Source organism: Pseudomonas sp. Leaf434 (assembly GCF_001425545.1).
In the GTDB taxonomy this organism is placed as follows: Bacteria; Pseudomonadota; Gammaproteobacteria; order Pseudomonadales; family Pseudomonadaceae; genus Aquipseudomonas; species Aquipseudomonas siliginis.
In genome coordinates this window covers 1,477,706-1,494,545 of record NZ_LMQZ01000001.1, presented here as the reverse complement: position 1 = coordinate 1,494,545, position 16,840 = coordinate 1,477,706, and the positions used below count along the sequence as shown (strand labels likewise).

At 60.9% G+C, this 16,840-nt stretch carries 17 protein-coding genes; 5 read left to right on the top strand and 12 right to left on the bottom strand.

Going from position 1 to position 16,840, the window contains the following annotated elements; all coding sequences use genetic code 11:
* Positions 1 to 104 precede the first annotated feature (104 nt).
* From pepN to ASG55_RS06565, 6 genes are read right to left on the bottom strand one after another with little or no spacing between them, the layout of a single operon-like run.
* Positions 105 to 2,762, bottom strand: a complete 2,658-nt coding sequence (gene pepN, locus ASG55_RS06590) for an aminopeptidase N (protein ID WP_056784682.1) — start codon at positions 2,760 to 2,762, stop codon at positions 105 to 107.
* Between the two features lie 10 nt (positions 2,763 to 2,772).
* Positions 2,773 to 3,603: a DUF2797 domain-containing protein gene (locus tag ASG55_RS06585; protein WP_016774216.1), complete on the bottom strand. Its 831-nt coding sequence runs from the start codon at positions 3,601 to 3,603 to the stop codon at positions 2,773 to 2,775.
* A complete protein-coding gene (locus tag ASG55_RS06580) occupies positions 3,600 to 3,860 on the bottom strand; it encodes a YeaC family protein (protein ID WP_016774215.1) in 261 nt (86 codons plus the stop codon). Before ASG55_RS06580 ends, ASG55_RS06585 begins: the two co-directional genes overlap by 4 nt.
* Before the next feature lie 34 nt (positions 3,861 to 3,894).
* A complete protein-coding gene (locus ASG55_RS06575; protein ID WP_056784680.1) occupies positions 3,895 to 4,764 on the bottom strand; it encodes a rhomboid family intramembrane serine protease in 870 nt (289 codons plus the stop codon).
* Positions 4,761 to 5,732, bottom strand: a complete 972-nt coding sequence (locus ASG55_RS06570; protein WP_024012499.1) for a metallophosphoesterase — start codon at positions 5,730 to 5,732, stop codon at positions 4,761 to 4,763. The genes ASG55_RS06575 and ASG55_RS06570 overlap by 4 nt, the downstream gene beginning before the upstream one ends.
* On the bottom strand, positions 5,732 to 6,622 hold the full coding sequence (locus tag ASG55_RS06565) for an NAD(+) kinase (RefSeq protein WP_041480619.1): 891 nt from the start codon (positions 6,620 to 6,622) through the stop codon (positions 5,732 to 5,734). Before ASG55_RS06565 ends, ASG55_RS06570 begins: the two co-directional genes overlap by 1 nt.
* A gap of 114 nt (positions 6,623 to 6,736) precedes the next feature.
* On the opposite strand from ASG55_RS06565, the gene ASG55_RS06560 reads away from it, so the two are divergent.
* Positions 6,737 to 7,687 carry a DUF1853 family protein gene (locus ASG55_RS06560; protein WP_056784677.1) on the top strand — a complete coding sequence of 317 codons (951 nt, stop codon included), beginning with the start codon at positions 6,737 to 6,739 and terminating at the stop codon, positions 7,685 to 7,687.
* A 115-nt stretch (positions 7,688 to 7,802) separates the two neighbouring features.
* On the opposite strand, the gene ASG55_RS06555 is transcribed toward ASG55_RS06560, so the two are convergent.
* Together ASG55_RS06555 and ASG55_RS06550 are read right to left on the bottom strand one after the other, a co-directional pair.
* Entirely contained in the window at positions 7,803 to 9,086 is a 1,284-nt protein-coding gene (locus ASG55_RS06555; protein ID WP_056784674.1) for an arsenic transporter, read from the bottom strand.
* A 149-nt stretch (positions 9,087 to 9,235) separates the two neighbouring features.
* Complete coding sequence (locus ASG55_RS06550) at positions 9,236 to 9,793, bottom strand: NADPH-dependent FMN reductase (protein WP_024012496.1); 558 nt, start codon at positions 9,791 to 9,793, stop codon at positions 9,236 to 9,238.
* A 183-nt stretch (positions 9,794 to 9,976) separates the two neighbouring features.
* Between ASG55_RS06550 and ASG55_RS06545 the strand changes: the two genes are divergently transcribed.
* Both ASG55_RS06545 and ASG55_RS06540 read left to right on the top strand, forming a co-directional pair.
* Complete coding sequence (locus tag ASG55_RS06545; RefSeq protein ID WP_056784673.1) at positions 9,977 to 10,207, top strand: hypothetical protein; 231 nt, start codon at positions 9,977 to 9,979, stop codon at positions 10,205 to 10,207.
* A gap of 85 nt (positions 10,208 to 10,292) precedes the next feature.
* The gene (locus ASG55_RS06540; protein ID WP_056784670.1) at positions 10,293 to 11,186 is read left to right on the top strand and encodes a LysR family transcriptional regulator; all 894 of its coding nucleotides are present in this window, start codon (positions 10,293 to 10,295) and stop codon (positions 11,184 to 11,186) included.
* Here ASG55_RS06540 and ASG55_RS06535 read toward each other — a convergent pair.
* The 4 genes from ASG55_RS06535 to ASG55_RS06520 form a co-directional block, all read right to left on the bottom strand.
* Positions 11,152 to 11,766, bottom strand: a complete 615-nt coding sequence (locus ASG55_RS06535; RefSeq protein WP_016774208.1) for a GNAT family N-acetyltransferase — start codon at positions 11,764 to 11,766, stop codon at positions 11,152 to 11,154. The two genes, ASG55_RS06540 and ASG55_RS06535, sit on opposite strands and share 35 nt — an antisense overlap.
* Before the next feature lie 298 nt (positions 11,767 to 12,064).
* Positions 12,065 to 12,823, bottom strand: a complete 759-nt coding sequence (gene dnaQ / locus ASG55_RS06530) for a DNA polymerase III subunit epsilon (protein WP_041480624.1) — start codon at positions 12,821 to 12,823, stop codon at positions 12,065 to 12,067.
* Positions 12,824 to 13,035: 212 nt separating this feature from the next.
* Positions 13,036 to 13,506, bottom strand: coding sequence for a ribonuclease HI (gene rnhA / locus ASG55_RS06525; RefSeq protein ID WP_007910572.1), 471 nt, complete (start codon positions 13,504 to 13,506; stop codon positions 13,036 to 13,038).
* A 91-nt stretch (positions 13,507 to 13,597) separates the two neighbouring features.
* Positions 13,598 to 14,356 (bottom strand): class I SAM-dependent methyltransferase, encoded by a 759-nt coding sequence (locus tag ASG55_RS06520; RefSeq protein ID WP_041480625.1) that lies wholly within the window; start codon positions 14,354 to 14,356, stop codon positions 13,598 to 13,600.
* Between the two features lie 66 nt (positions 14,357 to 14,422).
* On the opposite strand from ASG55_RS06520, the gene gloB reads away from it, so the two are divergent.
* Together gloB and ASG55_RS06510 are read left to right on the top strand one after the other, a co-directional pair.
* Complete coding sequence (gene gloB, locus ASG55_RS06515) at positions 14,423 to 15,190, top strand: hydroxyacylglutathione hydrolase (protein ID WP_056786790.1); 768 nt, start codon at positions 14,423 to 14,425, stop codon at positions 15,188 to 15,190.
* Between the two features lie 99 nt (positions 15,191 to 15,289).
* Positions 15,290 to 16,753 (top strand): transglycosylase SLT domain-containing protein, encoded by a 1,464-nt coding sequence (locus ASG55_RS06510; RefSeq protein ID WP_041480626.1) that lies wholly within the window; start codon positions 15,290 to 15,292, stop codon positions 16,751 to 16,753.
* The last annotated feature ends 87 nt before the right edge of the window (positions 16,754 to 16,840 follow it).

Below are 16,840 nucleotides of genomic sequence, written 5' to 3'. Positions count from 1 at the left end.
TTTGTTGTGCCAATAAAAATGCCGCTCGTTGAGCGGCATTTTTTGTTGATCGTCCCCACGCAGAGCATGGGAACGATCAACTCGACGGTTCCTACCGGATCGGGTTACGCCAGGCTTTTGCTCACCACTTCATACACATCACTGGACAGCGACCCGGACGCCAGAATCCGCTCCAGCTCAGCCTTCATCAACGCCTGACGCGCGCTGTCGTATTTGCGCCAGCGGGTCAGCGGGGCCAGTTGGCGCGAGGCGATCTGCGGGTTGAAGCCGTTCAGTTCGATCACCAGATCGGCAAGGAAGCGATAACCGGAACCGTCCGCCGCGTGGAAGTTGATCAGGTTCTGCCCGGCGAACGCGCCGATCAATGCCCGCACCTTGTTCGGGTTCTTGATGTTGAACGCCGGGTGCTGCATCAACGCCTTCACCCGCTCCAAACCGCCCGGCAAGGTGCTGCCGGCCTGCACGCTGAACCACTGGTCCATGACCAGCGGATTGTCCTTGAAGTGCTCGGCGAAGCTGGCCAGTGCCAGGGCCTTCTGCTCTTCGAACGGCGAGTTGACCAGCACCGCCAGCGCGGTCAGGCGCTCGGTCATGTTGTCGGCAGCCTCGAATTGCTCCAGCGCCGCTGCCAACACTTCCGGCTTGCCGCTGAGCATCAGGTACGACAGGGCGATGTTCTGCAAGGCGCGACGGGCGAAGTGCTCGGCCTCAGCCACGTACGGAGTTTTCTTCGACAGATCGCGGTTGGCCTGATAACGCAGCCACAGCGCTTCGAACAAACCTTCGGCGAGTTGCTTGCGGGCGAATTCGCGCGCGACATGAATCGCCTCGACGTCGGCCACTTCGCTGATCTCGGTGAGATAAGCCTCACCCGGCAGCGAGAGCATTTCGGCAACCATCGCCTGATCCAGCGAGTCGTCGGACAGCACCGTGCGCAGCGCCGACACCAAACGCGGATCGAGCTTCAGGCTCTCGCCTTTCTGATGCTGGCCGATCAACTCTTGAAGCACTTGCACCGACAATTGCTGACCGGCATCCCAGCGATTGAAACCGTCGCTGTCGTGCTGCATCAGGAACATCAGTTGATCGCGGTTGTACGGGAAGCTCAGTTTCACCGGCGCCGAGAAGCCACGCAGCAGCGATGGCAGCGGCTGTTCGTTGATGTCGACGAAGGTGAAGGTCTGCTCGGCTTCGGTCACCGAAATCACCCGAGTGGTGCCTTGTGCCGAGGCTTCACCAGCCAGACGCAGGGCGATTTCGTTGCCCTGGCTATCAAGCAGCCCGAGCTCGACCGGAATCACGAACGGCAGTTTTTCTACCTTGTCCGGGGTCGGCGGGCAGCTCTGGCGGAAGGTCAGGCTGTAGGTTTTCGCCGCAGCGTCGTAGGACTCGCTGACGGCCAGACGCGGTGTGCCGGCCTGGCTGTACCAGCGTTTGAACTGGCTGAGATCAACGCCATTGGCATCTTCCATGGCCTTGACGAAGTCGTCGCAGGTCACGGCCTGACCGTCGTGGCGTTCGAAATACAGATCGCTGCCCTTACGGAAGCCTTCGGCGCCCAGCAGGGTGTGGATCATGCCGACCACTTCCGAACCCTTTTCGTACACGGTCAGGGTGTAGAAGTTGGAAATCTCGATGAAGCTGTCCGGACGCACGGCGTGGGCCATCGGCCCGGCATCTTCGGCGAACTGGTGAGTACGCAGGTACGCCACGTCCTGAATGCGCTTGACCGTCGCCGAGTTCATGTCCGAGGAGAAACCGGCATCGCGGAACACCGTGAAGCCTTCCTTGAGCGACAACTGGAACCAGTCACGGCAGGTCACGCGGTTGCCCGACCAGTTGTGGAAGTATTCGTGGGCGACGATCGCCTCGACCCGCTGGTGCGCGGCGTCGGTGGCGGTTTCAGCGCGGGCCAGCACGGCGCTGGAGTTGAAAATGTTTAGGCCCTTGTTCTCCATCGCGCCCATGTTGAAATCGTTGACGGCGACGATCATGAAGATGTCCAGATCGTACTCGCGACCGTACACCTCTTCGTCCCAGCGCATGGATTTCTTCAGGCTGTTCATCGCGTGCTGGCACTTGTCGATGTTTTCCGGCTCGACATAAATGCGCAGCGCGACATTGCGCTGGCTCATGGTGGTGAAGGTGTCTTCGACGCACCACAGATCACCGGCGACCAGCGCAAACAGGTACGCCGGTTTCTTGAACGGATCTTCCCAGGTCGCCCAGTGCCGGCCGTCTTCGCCGGGGCCGGAAGCGATCGGGTTACCGTTGGAGAGCAACACCGGGTAGCTGTGCTGTTCGGCCACGACGGTGGTGGTGAACTTGCTCATCACGTCCGGGCGGTCGAGGTAATAGGTGATCTTGCGGAATCCTTCGGCCTCGCACTGAGTGCAGAACATCGTGCCGGACTTGTACAGGCCTTCCAGCGCGGTATTGGTTTCCGGATGGATGCGCACGCTGGTGTCGAGGGTGAAGGTTTCACTGGTTGGCTGCAGAGTCAGGTGGCTGTCCGAGACTTGATAGTCAGCGGCGCTCAGCTCCTGGTCCGCCAGCGTCACCGACAGCAGCTCCAGTTGCTGGCCGTCGAGCACCAGCGGCGGCAGGCCGGCGCCGCGTTCCGGGTTGCGGCGCATCACCAGTTGCGCGTGAACCAGGCTGTGGTCCTCGAACAACTCGAAGGTCAGGTGGGTTTCGTCGATCAGGTACTCGGGTGCCTGATAGTCCTTGAGGTAAATCATCTTCGGTTGTTCGGTGCGCATGCTGGAATCCTTATTGATGCACGGCGAGCTGGTACGCCGTGTATTTACGAATGTTGATCACGCCGGTGTCGAAGATCAGGTACTGGCCCTTGATCCCCAGCAGCGTGCCTTCGGCAATCGGGTTCTTGTCCAGGTTGAAGCTGACGATTTTCGCCGGGTATTGCTCGACGGGATAGCGGATTTCCAGCGGTTCGACATCGGCAATCGTCTGAATCGCCTGTAGGCCGAATCGCTCCTGCAACCCTTGCAGGCCTTCGGCGCAGCTTTCGAACAACTGATCGCGCACCTGCGCCAGATCCACCGCCGCCGCATCACCTTTGAGCAGCGCGCGCCAGTTGGTCTTGTCCGCCACCTGGCTGCGGAACAGGTCCTCGACAAACCCCGATTGCTGGCGTGTCGATACACGCATGATTGGCAAGGCTTGACTCGCACCCTGGTCGAGCCAGCGGGTCGGCAACTGCGTAGCACGGGTGATGCCAACCTTGATGCCTGACGAATTGGCCAGGTAAACCACATGGTCGGTCATGCAGAACTGCTGGCCCCACACCGGATCACGGCAGGTGCCGGCGTCGAAGTGGCAGCGTTCCGGGCTCATGATGCACAGGTCGCACTGCGCCAGTTTGGTCATGCACGGGTAGCAATAGCCCTGACTGAAACTGGTTTTGGTTTTGCGCCCGCAATGGGTGCAGTGAATCGCCCCCAAAAACTCCAGACGCAGCGTGCTGCCGATCAACGGATTGACCGGCACCTCGACGTCATCCAGACGAAACGCGTACTGCACGTTCGACCCGTCCAGACGCGCCGACATTTTGCTGATTGCACCGCGGCCAATCTCGATCAATGGATGGCATCCGACTTGAACAGGATGTTCGGCACTTCGATCGACTTCGACGCACACTCTTGCGGGCCCATGTAGCCAGTGCGCTGGTCTTCCGGCAGGTTCTGGATTTCCCAGGCAATCATCGCCTGCAACGACAGCTCGCGCTGTTCGGCAGTGAGTTTGTTGCCGTCGGACCATTTACCGATTTCCACGGCCAGTTTCAGGCTTTCGTAGATGTCCGGGGTGATGTTGTTGATCATGTCGTTGAAAGAGGACATCAGGGTCTCCGTGCTCTTTGCTGAAACAAAAATGTTAGGCGGCCAGTTTACGGCGGTTATACAAACCGCCCAACAAACCGGTAAAGCATCCGATGAGTAACCCGCTCAGGTGCGCGGCGTTGGCGATCTGGCCGAAACCGATCAGCGAGATCAGCCCGGACATGCACACCACCAGCCATACCAGCATCATCACCAGCACGCCGCGCGGCAGACGATAGGCCGGGTTCGGCGCCAGCAACTGGAAGATCCAGCAATGCCCGAGCAAGCCGTAAAGCACACCGGACAGCCCACCAAACAGGCTCGGGCCGCTCCAGACGAACTGCGCGTAGTTGGACACCAGACTGAACAACAGCGTCAAACCGATCAGGTTGATGCTGCCCTGGCGTGACTCGATGCGCCGCCCCAGCTCCCAATACCACATGCCGTTCATGGCCAGATGGAGGATGCCGAAGTGGATCAGCATCGGCGTGACCAGCCGCCACCACTGCCCCGCCGCGAGGCTGTCGGCCAGCGGCGTGAAGTGGATGTACTCACCGATCACGCGAAAATCGAGGAAGGTCAGCCAGCGCAGCGTTTCCAGGTTTTCGCCGAGAAAGGTCAGGCCACCGACGATGAGGCTCAACAGCAGAATCAACCCGGTGGCTTTGGCGTGTTTCAGCTGTTCGGCGAAACCCGGGCGCTTGAAGGTCTGGCCCACGGGAATGTCCAGTTGCTGATCCGGGTCGCCTGCCGGGAAGCGCTCGTACAAGGAACGCACGTCCTCGCTGATTTCCTCCGGCGCCCACAGCACCTGCTCGCCCGCCTCTTCGCTGACCCGATGGGGCACTTGCATGCGTTGCAGCAGCTTGACGAAACCGCTCAAATCCACCGCCAACGGCAGGCGCAATACCGCTATCGCACTCATTGCAGCACCTCCGGCCGCTCGACATCGACCCAGACGAATTTTTGCGGATCCAGGCGCGTTTCCTGGTCCAGACGATAGGCCACCAGTTTGCCGTAGAGCACGGCGCTGTAATCCAGGCACGCGAGGTTCGGGCGGATCGGCGCCGGTTTGCCGCTGCGCCAGTAGTGGCCGACGAACAGCAACGGCTCGTCGACGCCATAGCGCAGCAGGGAATTCTTTTCAGTGGACGTCAGCGGCGTCTGCGCGACAGGTTCCGGCAGTGCATCGGGCTGAAACACGATGTCGCCATAGGTTTTCGGGTCGTCCTCCCAGAACTTGGTGCGGAAAAACGAACGCACCAGACCGTCGCCGCTGGTCATGGTCAGGCCACCCGGCAGGCGCATGTCAGTGCCGCGCAGCAAGCGATCGAACACAGTGCAAGCGAAGCTGCCGGGCACCGCCGAGGCCTGGAGGAAATGCTCATCGACGCAGCCATTGGGGAACAGCGCCCGCAGCGGCTCGATCAGCCCGGCATCCCAGCATGCATGGACGACGCGAAACCGCCCGGCATCGACGAACAGCGGCAGCTCGTAGAACCACTGCTGGAAGTCATGCCAGTCGCCGGGATGGTCTTCAAATTGAGTCAGGGTTTCCTGCAACAGCCGCGCATGGCGCTTGGTGTGTTCGCGCACGAACTGCTTGCCGCTGCCCGGTGGCGCCGGGGTGACCCAGCCGAGCGCATTGAATTCATGGTTGCCCATGATGCACAGCGCCTGCCCCGCCTCGACCATGTCGTGAACGATGTGCAACGCCTCGCGAATGCGCGGGCCACGGTCGATGATGTCGCCGACGAACACCGCCATGCGTGACGGATGCCGCCAGACCCCGCCCTGCTTGTGATAACCGAGACGGTCCAGCAAGTGTTCGAGGGTCATGGCGCATCCGTGCACGTCACCGATCAGGTCGTAACTGCGCGCGGGATCGAGCATCAGTCGCCTCCGCCCCCCAGCTTGCTGCCCCAGCCAAGCTTGGTGCGGCACACCTCGTAGTAATTGTGATCGAGCGGATGAATCAGGCGCAGCTTCTGCGCTTTCTTGCTCACGGTAATGGTGTCGCCCGGTGCGCAGGTGAAGTGGTTCTGGCCGTCGCAGGACACCTGCGGGTAGATCTGCATATCTTTGGACACGACGATTTTCAGCTCACTGTTGCCATCGACCACGATCGGCCGTCCCGACAAGGTATGGGGGTACATCGGCACAATCACAATAGCGTCGAGCTTGGGATGCATGATCGGCCCGCCGGCAGACAACGCGTAGGCAGTGGAGCCGGTCGGCGTCGCGACGATCAGGCCGTCGGCCTTCTGGCTGCAGACGAACTGGCCGTCGATGTACAGCTCGAATTCGATCATCCGCGTCGATTTGCCCGGGTGCAGCACCACATCGTTGAGCGCATCGCCCTGGCCGATGGCCTCGCCATGGCGACGCACTTCGGCTTGCAGCAGGAAACGGTTTTCTACCAGATAGTGGCCGTCGAGCACTTCGGCGACCTTGATTTCCAGCTCGTCGGGGCGAATGTCGGTGAGGAAGCCAAGGCTCCCGCGGTTGATGCCCAGCACCGGAATATTGTGCCTGGCCAGCGCCCGCGCAGCGCCAAGCAGGCTGCCGTCACCGCCGACGACGATGACCATGTCACAAACTTCGCCGAGCATCTTGCGCGACGAGGTTTGCAGGCCATGGCCGGGCAGGACTTCAGCGATGGTGTCTTCGAGGATCACATGCAGGTGACGGTCGAGCAGAAAGCGTTTCAGTCGGCGGACGGTATCCAGCACCTGGGAACTGCCCAGGCGACCGATGATGCCGATATTACGAAATTGCTCCATGGGACCTCTGCGGACAATCGAAAACGCGAAAAGCCGATTATGGGCGAAAGCGCCAGATAGACAAAATCCTTTCAGCCTCAAGGGTGCACTCAGGTTTAAGGCTATGCTCGCAAGATGATCCTGTTCCCCGACTTGTTGCAATTGCCCCATCGATTACGCCATCCCGAAGTGCGGGACCTGGCGTGGGTGATCCTCGCGCCGCCGATGCTCGCTGCCACGCCGTGGCCCCAGCGCCATCCGCTTGCCGGCAGCGAATGGGTGCACGACCCGCAGCGCCTCGAACATTGGCTGCACCAGCTCGACCGCGACAGTTACGGCCTGCTGCAATGGCTGTCTCAGGCGCGCACCCGGCGTCTGGGTCTGTATTACGAGCGTCTTTGGCAGTTCGCCGTCTCGCATGCGCCGGGCATCGAACTGATCGCCGCCAACCTGCCGATTCGCCGCGCCGGGCACACCCTCGGCGAACTCGACATGCTGCTGCGTGACCGCGACGGCGTGCATCATCTGGAACTGGCGATCAAGCTCTACCTTGGCCCGCAGGATGGCGATGGCCGCGATCCCGCGCAGTGGCTGGGGCCGGGTTGTCATGACCGGCTGGATCGCAAACTGGCACATCTGGCCGAGCATCAATTGCCGATCTCGGCGCGCCCGGAAAGCCGCGAGGTGCTCGCGGCACTGGATATCGAAACCTTCAGCGCGCAGTTGTGGCTGGGCGGTTATCTGCTGTATCCGTGGCCAGGGCAGGCCGACTCACCGAACGGCGCGCATCCACAACATCTGCGTGGCAGTTGGCTGCATCAGAGGGACTGGCCGGCGTTTGTCGCGCAGCGCCCGCCGGGCCGCTGGCAACCCCTGCCCCGCCATGCGTGGCTGGCGCCGGCGCATTACCCGGCGGATCAGGTCTGGACAGATGAGCACCTGCGTTTGTGGCTGGCAGACCTGCCAGCACTGGCCCCGGCGCAGTTGATGGTACGCCTGACCGAGAATGCCCAGGGCGAATGGGAAGAGGCGGAGCGGTTGTTTCTGGTGGCGGATCTTTGGCCGAATGTCCCCGGCCAAACCTGAGATTTGTGGTGTCCGACCCAATTCGCGAGCAGGCTCGCTCCCACAGAGAATGCATTTCAAATGTGGAATGCGATCCCTGTGGGAGCGAGCCTGCTCGCGAAAAGAGCAACTCGGTCTATAGGGATAACCGCACCGCCAATGCCGCCAACGTCACCAGCAACACCGGCACCGTCAACACAATCCCGACACGGAAGTAATAGCCCCAGCCGATATGGATGCCTTTGCGCTCCAGCACGTGCAGCCACAGCAAGGTCGCCAGGCTGCCGATCGGAGTGATCTTCGGCCCCAGGTCGCTGCCGATCACGTTGGCGTAGATCATCGCTTCCTTGATCACGCCGCTGGCCTGACTGGCGTCGATCGACAGCAAGCCGATCAGTACCGTTGGCAGATTGTTCATGATCGACGACAGCAGCGCCGTCAGCACCCCGGTGCCCATCGCCGCGCCCCACACGCCGTGACCGGCGAATACGTCCAGCCACCCGGCGAGGTAACCGGTGAGTCCGGCATTGCGCAGGCCGTACACCACCAGATACATGCCCAGCGAGAAAATCACGATCTGCCACGGCGCTGCTTTCATCACTTTGCGCGTGGAGATTTTGTGGCCGCGCGCGGCAATACCCAGTAGCAGCGCGGCGCACACAGCGGAAATAGCGCTGATCGGAATCCCCAGCGGTTCCAGGGCGAAGCAGCCGATCAACAGGATCACCAACACCGCCCAACCAGCATAGAACGTCGCCTTGTCGTGGATTGCGGTTTGCGGGTTTTCCAGTTGTTCCGGGTCGTAAGCCGCCGGGATGTCGCGACGGAAAAACCACAGCAACATGCCCAGCGTCGCCGCCACGCTGACGAAGTTCACCGGCACCATGACCGCTGCATAACGGTTGAAGCCGATGTGGAAGAAGTCCGCCGAAACGATGTTGACCAGGTTCGACACCACCAGCGGCAGGCTCGCCGTGTCGGCAATGAACCCGGCGCCCATGACGAAGGCCAGCGTCGCCGCCGGTGAAAAGCGCAGCGCCAGCAGCATCGAAATCACGATCGGCGTGAGAATCAGCGCCGCGCCGTCATTGGCGAACAGCGCAGAGACCAGCGCGCCGAGCAGCACCATGAAGGCAAACAATTTGCGCCCACTGCCCCGCCCCCAACGCGCCACGTGCAGCGCCGCCCAATTGAAAAAGCCAGCCTCGTCGAGCAACAGGCTGATGATGATCAGCGCGACGAAGGTGCCGGTGGCGTTCCAGATGATCTGCCAGACCAGCGGGATGTCCGTGAGGTGAACGACGCCAAAAATCAACGCCAGCACGGCGCCCAACGTTGCACTCCAGCCGACGCCGAGCCCCTTGGGTTGCCAGATGACGAGGGTGATGGTCAGCAGGAAAATCAGTGACGCAGCGAGCATTCGCAGAAGCCTTCAAATAGCGAAACGGGTGGAAATCGAACAAATGTGGGAGCGAGCCTGCTCGCGAAAGCGGTGTGTCAGACGCGAAATTGTTATCTGACAGTCCGCCTTCGCGAGCAGGCTCGCTCCCACAGTGAGTTTCGGTAAGTTTATTTCTTGTGTTGCTCGACGAACTGGCCGTACGCATCGATGAATTTCTGCAGGAACGGTTTCACCGAGTCGCTCAGTTTGCCCGCTTCGTCGAACGCGTTGCCGGCGCCGCCCAGGTAGGCTTCCGGCTGTTGCAGGCAATGGATATCAAGGAAAACAAAGGTCTGGCGCAGGTGCTGGTTGGCGCCGAAGCCGCCGATGGCGCCTGGCGATACGCTGATCACCGCGCCGGGTTTGCCACTCCACGCGCTCTGGCCATAAGGGCGCGAACCGACGTCGATGGCGTTCTTCAACGGTGCCGGGATCGAGCGGTTGTACTCGGGGGTAACAAACAGCACCGCGTCGGATGACGCCACTTTCTGACGGAAAGTGCTGTAGGCTGCCGGCGGAGAAGCGCCGTCGATGTCTTCGTTGTACAGCGGCAGTTCACCGATTTCGACAATCTCGAGCTTGAGATTGGCCGGTGCCAGTTCGGCGAGGGCCAGTGCGACTTTGCGATTGATCGATGCTTTGCGCAGGCTACCGACCACTACAGCGACGTTGTAGACATTGCTCATGGATGACTCTCGATGGTCCGTGGGAAGAGTCGCTAGTTATAGATGATCCAGTGACATTTTCACCAGTGGTCATTGGTTTTTCCTGCGCGAGGAATATTTTTTTCATGTAGGAAAACTTACCGAGCTTGCTGACGGTCTACAAAGCCGCAAATCAAGAGTTTTATCTCCAGAGGTTCTAAGCAGATGGCAGCAGTACTCGTCGGTCAGTTTCATGCAAGAGATGCGGAAGGCCGCGTTTATTCCGTGCATGAATTCCAGGAATCGAACCCGTCTGCAGACGGATCCACTGGCTCGGAGCCCATTTACAAACTCGCCATTGGCGATCGGGTCAACAAGGTCAGTGACAGCGAGTTTCTCCTGGTTCAGTCAGGCATTACCCTGATCCGCGAACCCGAGCCAAGCGTTGCTTCATAACCCTGCATTATGAGCAGAAGTCATGCGAGCGGACTTGGGGTAGGATTCAGCCTCTGACCCCACCTGCTGAACATGGACTTCACGCATGCGTTTACGCCACATCGAAGTGATCCAGGCGCTCTTGCAGACCGGTCACCTGGGCACCGCCGCCGAATGGCTGCAACTGCCGGTGACCGAGGTCGAAGAGCGTTTGCGCGAAGCCGAGAGTCAGTTGGGGTTCATGCTGTTCGCCAGCGTTCGCGGGCGCCTGCAATCGACCCCCGAAGCGCGCGCCTTGCAGGTGGAAATCGCGCACATCTATGAGGCGCTGGAGCCGGTGCAGCGTCTGGCCAGCAGCCTCAAGCAATACCTCGCCCCGCCCTTGCGCATCATCGGCACCCCGCCGCTGGCTCAACAATTATTGCCACAAAGCCTTGCGACCCTGCGTCGACGCCTGCCCGACGCACCGTGCAGCCTGCTCAGCGCGCCGACTCGCGACATCGTCCGCAGCCTGTTATTGCGCGAAAGCGATCTGGGCCTGAGCCTGCAGGACCCCGAACATCCCGATATCCATTGCCAGCCGTTGGCCCAGGGCAAGCTGCAATTGCTCGCTCCGCACGGTTGGCTGCAGCCGAAACAGAAATATATATCCCTCGCGGATCTGGCCGGTCAGGCCATGGTCGGTCTCGAAGGTCAGGATCCGCTGAGCCCGGCGCTGGAAAACAAACTTCAGGCCTTGCGCCCGGCGCCAAGCATTCAGACCCGCGTGCAGACCCATCAGATGATGCGCAGCATGGTCGAGGCCGGCGAAGGTCTGGCCATCGTCGATCCGTTCACCGCTCTGGGCGCCCGCGCCGGTGGCCTGGACGTCTGCCCATTGTCACCGGCGGTGCCGATCAGCCTCTACGCCCTGACCTTCAAACATGCCGCGCCGTCGGCGGCGATTCAGACCTTGCTGGCGATCGTCACGGAACAAGCCGAGGCGATGTTGTCGAGCTGAGTGGTTTTTCCAGCGGATTATCGAACAGGCGATACCAGAACAACGCGACTTCAGCGGTATGCGGATCGATGCCGCGATAGCGTAACTGGTCGATGCCGCCGATCACATAACCGCAGCGCTCATACAGCCGACAGGCGCCGAGGTTGTTGTTCTGGGTTTCGAGCATGATGCCCGGCAGCTTCTTCTTGCGACTCCAGAACTGCGCGACATCGAGCAACGCCTTGGCCACACCGTGGCGGCGGGCCGGGGCGTGCACCGCCAGTTCATCGATATGGGCAAAGCCGTTCCAGTTGGTGCTGATCACCAGGTGACCGACCGGCTCGTCGTCCAGGTACGCCATGAAAATCGCACTGTCGGGCGCGTTGTGAAAGGCGCTGAATTCTTCGGGATCAATACCGTAGCACTTGCGGTACGGCACGATCGGCGTCACCGGCCACTGCTCGACCGGTTTGCCGATCACGGCAGCGCCGTAGGCAGCGACCTCGAAACTGAAGTCGCTGCCCCAGATATACGGCGCAAAACCTTCGTCGGCTACACGCACCGACAACCCTGGGTATTTCGGATTCATGACCGGTTGCATACTGGGAAAAGTCCTCATTCCTTGACGCAGCCGACGGTGTCGACCTTACCGTCGCGATGGATGATTGCCAGCGCAAATTTCAACTCTTTGTACATGAGGCTCAGTGTCCTGAGGCGGCAGATTTGCACCTGACCAGTGCACTCAGGGTAGAGGGTTGCGACGAATGTGGCGAGAGTGGCAACTTGGCTCCATGTCGCCAAACGCAAAAAATCGCTGCCTTCCTGGCCCCCACTATGGAATGCAATCCCTGTAGGAGCTGCCGAAGGCTGCGATCTTTTGATCTTTGATCTTCAGGTTTTCAGACCTGCGCATCAGCCTCGGCAATCTGCGTCCACAACGCCGGCGCTCCCGCCGATTTGGCGATGATTTCCAGCCGCACCAGATGCGCCGCCAGTTCTTCTTCGGTCGCCCGGATGATGCGTGCTGGCTGGCGATCGACCGGCAGGCGGCGGATTTCGGTAGCCGAGTTGTCGGCGCCCTCGCCCGTGCCATTGCCGTCAGACGCGTTGCCAGCCAGCGACAGGCTGGTCTGGCCGCCGGTCATGGTCAGGTAGACGTCGGCGAGAATCTCCGAGTCGAGCAAGGCGCCGTGGAGTTCACGGCCGGAGTTGTCGACGCCGTAACGTTTGCACAACGCATCGAGGCTGTTGCGCTGCCCCGGGTGACGTTCCCGGGCCATCATCAGGGTATCGAGGATGGTGCAATGCTGGGTGATATCGGCGCGATCGTGCTGGCCCATCAAGGCAAATTCGTTGTTGATGAAGCCAACGTCGAACGCCGCGTTGTGGATAATCAGCTGCGCGCCCTGGATGAACTCGAAGAACTCATCGGCAACTTCGGCAAAGCGCGGCTTGCCGACGAGGAATTCGTTGGTGATGCCGTGCACACCGATCGCGCCTTCGTCGCTCTCGCGATCCGGTTGCAGATAAACGTGAAAGTGCCGGCCCGTCAGGCGCCGACCGATCAGTTCGACGCAACCGATTTCAATGATCCGGTGACCATCGGTCACCGGCATGCCGGTGGTTTCGGTATCGAGTACAACGGATCTGGTGGCCATCAGTGCTCAGCTCTCAACGGGTCAATCATGCAAAAGCGCGGATGTTAACACGCTGGACTCGAACCCTGTAGGAGCTGCCGAAGGCTGCGATCTTTTGATTTTTCCTACAACAAGATCAAAAGATCGCAGCCTTCGGCAGCTCCTACAGGGGAATGCATTCCAATGTGGGAGCGAGCCTGCTCGCGAACGGCCACGCCACGGTTAGAAGCGAATCAGCTCTGCTTGTAACCGCGAACTTCATCGACCCCACGGTTAGCCAATTGGTCAGCCCGCTCGTTACCGTGATGGCCAATGTGCCCGCGCACCCATTTCCAGGTGACTTTGTGGCGGTTGACCTGCTCGTCCAGCTCTTTCCACAGATCGGCATTCTTCACCGGCTCTTTCGCAGCCGTTTTCCAGCCGCGCTTCTTCCAGTTGGCCATCCACTCGTTGATGCCTTTCATCACGTATTGCGAGTCGGTGACCAGCAGCACTTCGCAGGGGCGCTTGAGCGCTTCGAGGCCACGAATCGCGCCGAGCAGCTCCATGCGATTGTTGGTGGTGTTGGCCTCGCCGCCCCACAGTTCCTTTTCGACGCCCTTGCACACCAGCAGCGCGCCCCAGCCGCCGGGACCGGGGTTGCCCTTGCAGGCGCCGTCGGTGAACAGTTCTACGGTGTCGACGCTTTCCACGCTTTCGCTCATGCCAGTCTTTCCAGAAAAAATGCCTGTCCTGCCAATCACGGATCGACAATGACCGCGGCCGGAACAAGCCCGGCCACAAATAAAAGAAGATTTACGGTTCGATGCGGCGGCGGTTGACCTTGGCCATCGGCAGCGGAATCAGCTTGCCCATCGGCTCGCGGCGTTCCTGGCGCAACGGCCTGAGCCCCACCACGATCTTGCGCGCCACCAGCAGATAGAAGCCACCGCCGGACAATTGCCAGTCACCGGCCTTGCGTTCCCAGCCGGCCAGACGGTTCTGCCACTTGGGTGACGCGAGCGGCGGACGATAGCACCCGAAGCGGCGTTTCTCCAGCGCGAAGCCCAGCAGATTGAGCCAGTCGGCGACCCGCGACGGCGAGATGCAGCGCGCCTTGCGCAGGGCATCATTGGCGAAGAAATGCCGCAGCCCCCAGGTGCTCCAGGGGTTGATGCCGATGATCAGCAGATGCCCGCCGGGGCGCACGCTGCTCGCCGCTTCACGCAGCAAGCCGTGGGGCGACAGGCAGAAATCCAGGCCATGCTGCATCACCACCACGTCGGCGGCGTGCTCGCTCAACGGCCAGGCCTGCTCTTCGCAGACGATCTCGACCCCGGGCAACGGCGCGCCAAGACGCACGTTGCGCTGCACTTGCGGCGCGGCCGGCGGGGTTTCGGCGGACGGCCCGTAATGCACCAGATAACCGCCGAAGAACCGGCCGAGCTCGTCATCGAGCATGCGCCGCTCTTCATCCAGCAGAAATTGCCCGAGCGGCCCCGACAGCCATTCGCGGGCGGCGCTGATCAATGCCAGCCAGTCGGGATCGGCCTGAGCGAACGCTTTATCGGTCATGTCATTCTCCAACGCGCCAGGAACTACTAAGATGCGCCAATGTTTTCTGCTTGGCGAATTCCGACGATGATACAGATCAGTGCCCTGCCCGCGTTCACCGACAACTACATCTGGTTGTTACAGGATCATCAGACCCAGCGTTGCGCGGTGGTCGATCCGGGCGACGCCACCCCGGTGCAGGCGTGGCTTGACGCGCATCCGGGCTGGGTGCTCAGCGATATTCTGATCACTCACCATCACCATGACCATGTCGGCGGCGTCGAGCGCCTGAAAGCCGCGACCGGCGCCAAGGTCTACGGCCCGGCCAGCGAAAGCATCCCGGCGCGCGACGTAGCGCTCAAGGACAACGACAGCGTCAGCGTGCTCGGCTGGGACTTCGACGTCTATGCGGTGCCCGGTCACACCCTGGGGCACATCGCCTATTACCACCACGGCCTGCTGTTCTGCGGCGACACCCTGTTCGCCGCCGGTTGCGGCCGGCTGTTCGAAGGCACACCCGAGCAGATGTACCGCTCGCTCAGCCGTCTTGCGGCCCTGCCGGAAGATACGCTGGTCTACTGCACCCATGAATACACCTTGAGCAATCTGAAATTTGCCGCCGCCGTCGAGCCGGGCAACCCGGAAGTCGCCGCCCGTCTGGAAAAGGTCACGCAGCAACGGCAGAACGGCGTGATGACGTTGCCGTCGACTCTGGCCCTGGAAAAGCTTACCAATCCGTTTTTACGCACTTCTGAAACATTGGTTACACAAAAAGTGGACGAACGGGAAGGCGCTCAAAACCGGGCGCCGAGCGAGGTATTTGCGGCTCTGCGGGCATGGAAAGACAAGTTCTGACGACCGCGCCGGCCGGGGCAAAAATTCTCAATGGTTGACCGCAGGGGGTGCGCTTTCTAGAATCGCCCGACATTTTTGCCCGGAACTTACTTCCAGCCAATGTCGTCATCCATACGTAAGTCCGTCAATTCAGATGCTTTGACCCGCCTGGCGCAAGCCATCGCGGTGGCTGTGTCCGCCACGCTGGCGGGTTGCTCCAGCCACGCTCCGCAGACTGAAGCGACGCATACGCCGAACATTGCTGCGCGAGCCAAGCAGAAGCCGATCTGGCTGACCGAGAAGCCCACTCCAGTGGCGCCCCAGGACATCTGGGAACGCATGCGTCAGGGCTTCCAGTTGCAGGAAGGCCTTGGCGTCAATCCGCGCATCGAGCAACAACGCCTGTGGTTCGCCAGTAACCCCTCCTTCCTCGAGAATGCCGGCGAACGCGGCAGCCTCTACATTCATTACATTGTCGAACGCCTCGAAGAGCGCAACATGCCGCTGGAACTGGCCCTGCTGCCAGTGATCGAGAGCGCCTACAACCCGATGGCCTATTCCCGCGCCGATGCGGTGGGCCTGTGGCAGTTCATTCCGTCCACCGGGCGTTATTTCAACCTGCGCCAGACGCGTTTTTATGATGGTCGTCGCGACATTACCGCCTCGACCACGGCCGCGATGGACTACCTGACCCGCCTGCACGACATGTTCAACGGCGACTGGCTGCTGGCGCTGGCAGCCTACAACGCTGGTGAAGGCACCGTCAGCCGGGCGATCGAACGCAACGAAAAGCTTGGCCTGCCCACCGACTACTGGAACCTGCCGCTGCCGGCGGAAACCCAGGCCTATGTGCCGAAGCTGCTGGCGCTGTCGCAAGTGGTGCTGGCGCCGGAAGCCTATGGCGTCAACCTCAACCCGATCGCCAACGAACCGTACTTCCAGGTCGTCGAAATCAACCAGCGCATGGACCTGTCCAAGGTCGCTGCGGTGGCGAACATCGATGAAGACGAACTGTTCCAGCTCAACCCCGCGTTCAAACAGCGCACCACCATCGACGGTCCGCAGCATTTGCTGGTGCCGACGTCCAAGGCACAACTGCTGACTGCCAGTCTGCAGACCATGCGCCCGGACGAACTGATCAGCCCGCGCTCGCTGAAACCGGTGTTCGAAGGCGCCGATCCGTCGGAAGTGGCGCAGCTCAAACGTGCTTATCGGGTCAAGCGTGGCGACAACCTCGGCTCCATCGCCAAGGCCAACAAGGTCGAAGTCAAGGATCTGCAGCGCTGGAACAAGCTGACCGGCAAGAATCTCAAGGTCGGCCAGACCCTGGTCATGCAGGACAACACCAAGCGTGCCCCGGCGCGCAAGTCCGGCCGGGTCAACACCGTGGTCGCGGCGAATACCAAGACCAAAGGCAAGGACGAGAGCAAGCAGCAGACCCAGTACAAGGTCAAGCGCGGCGACACCCTGTATGTGGTGGCCAAGCGCTTCAACGTTGAGATGCAACATCTCAAGCGCTGGAATCCGGGTGCTGGCAAGGCGTTGAAGCCGGGGCAGATGCTTACGGTTTATCAGCCGCACTGATTGAAGAGCCCCTGATATTTCAGGGGCTTTTTTTGGATGAAGTTTTTGTGGTGTGCTTTATATCCATCCCCCTCACCCCAGCCCTCT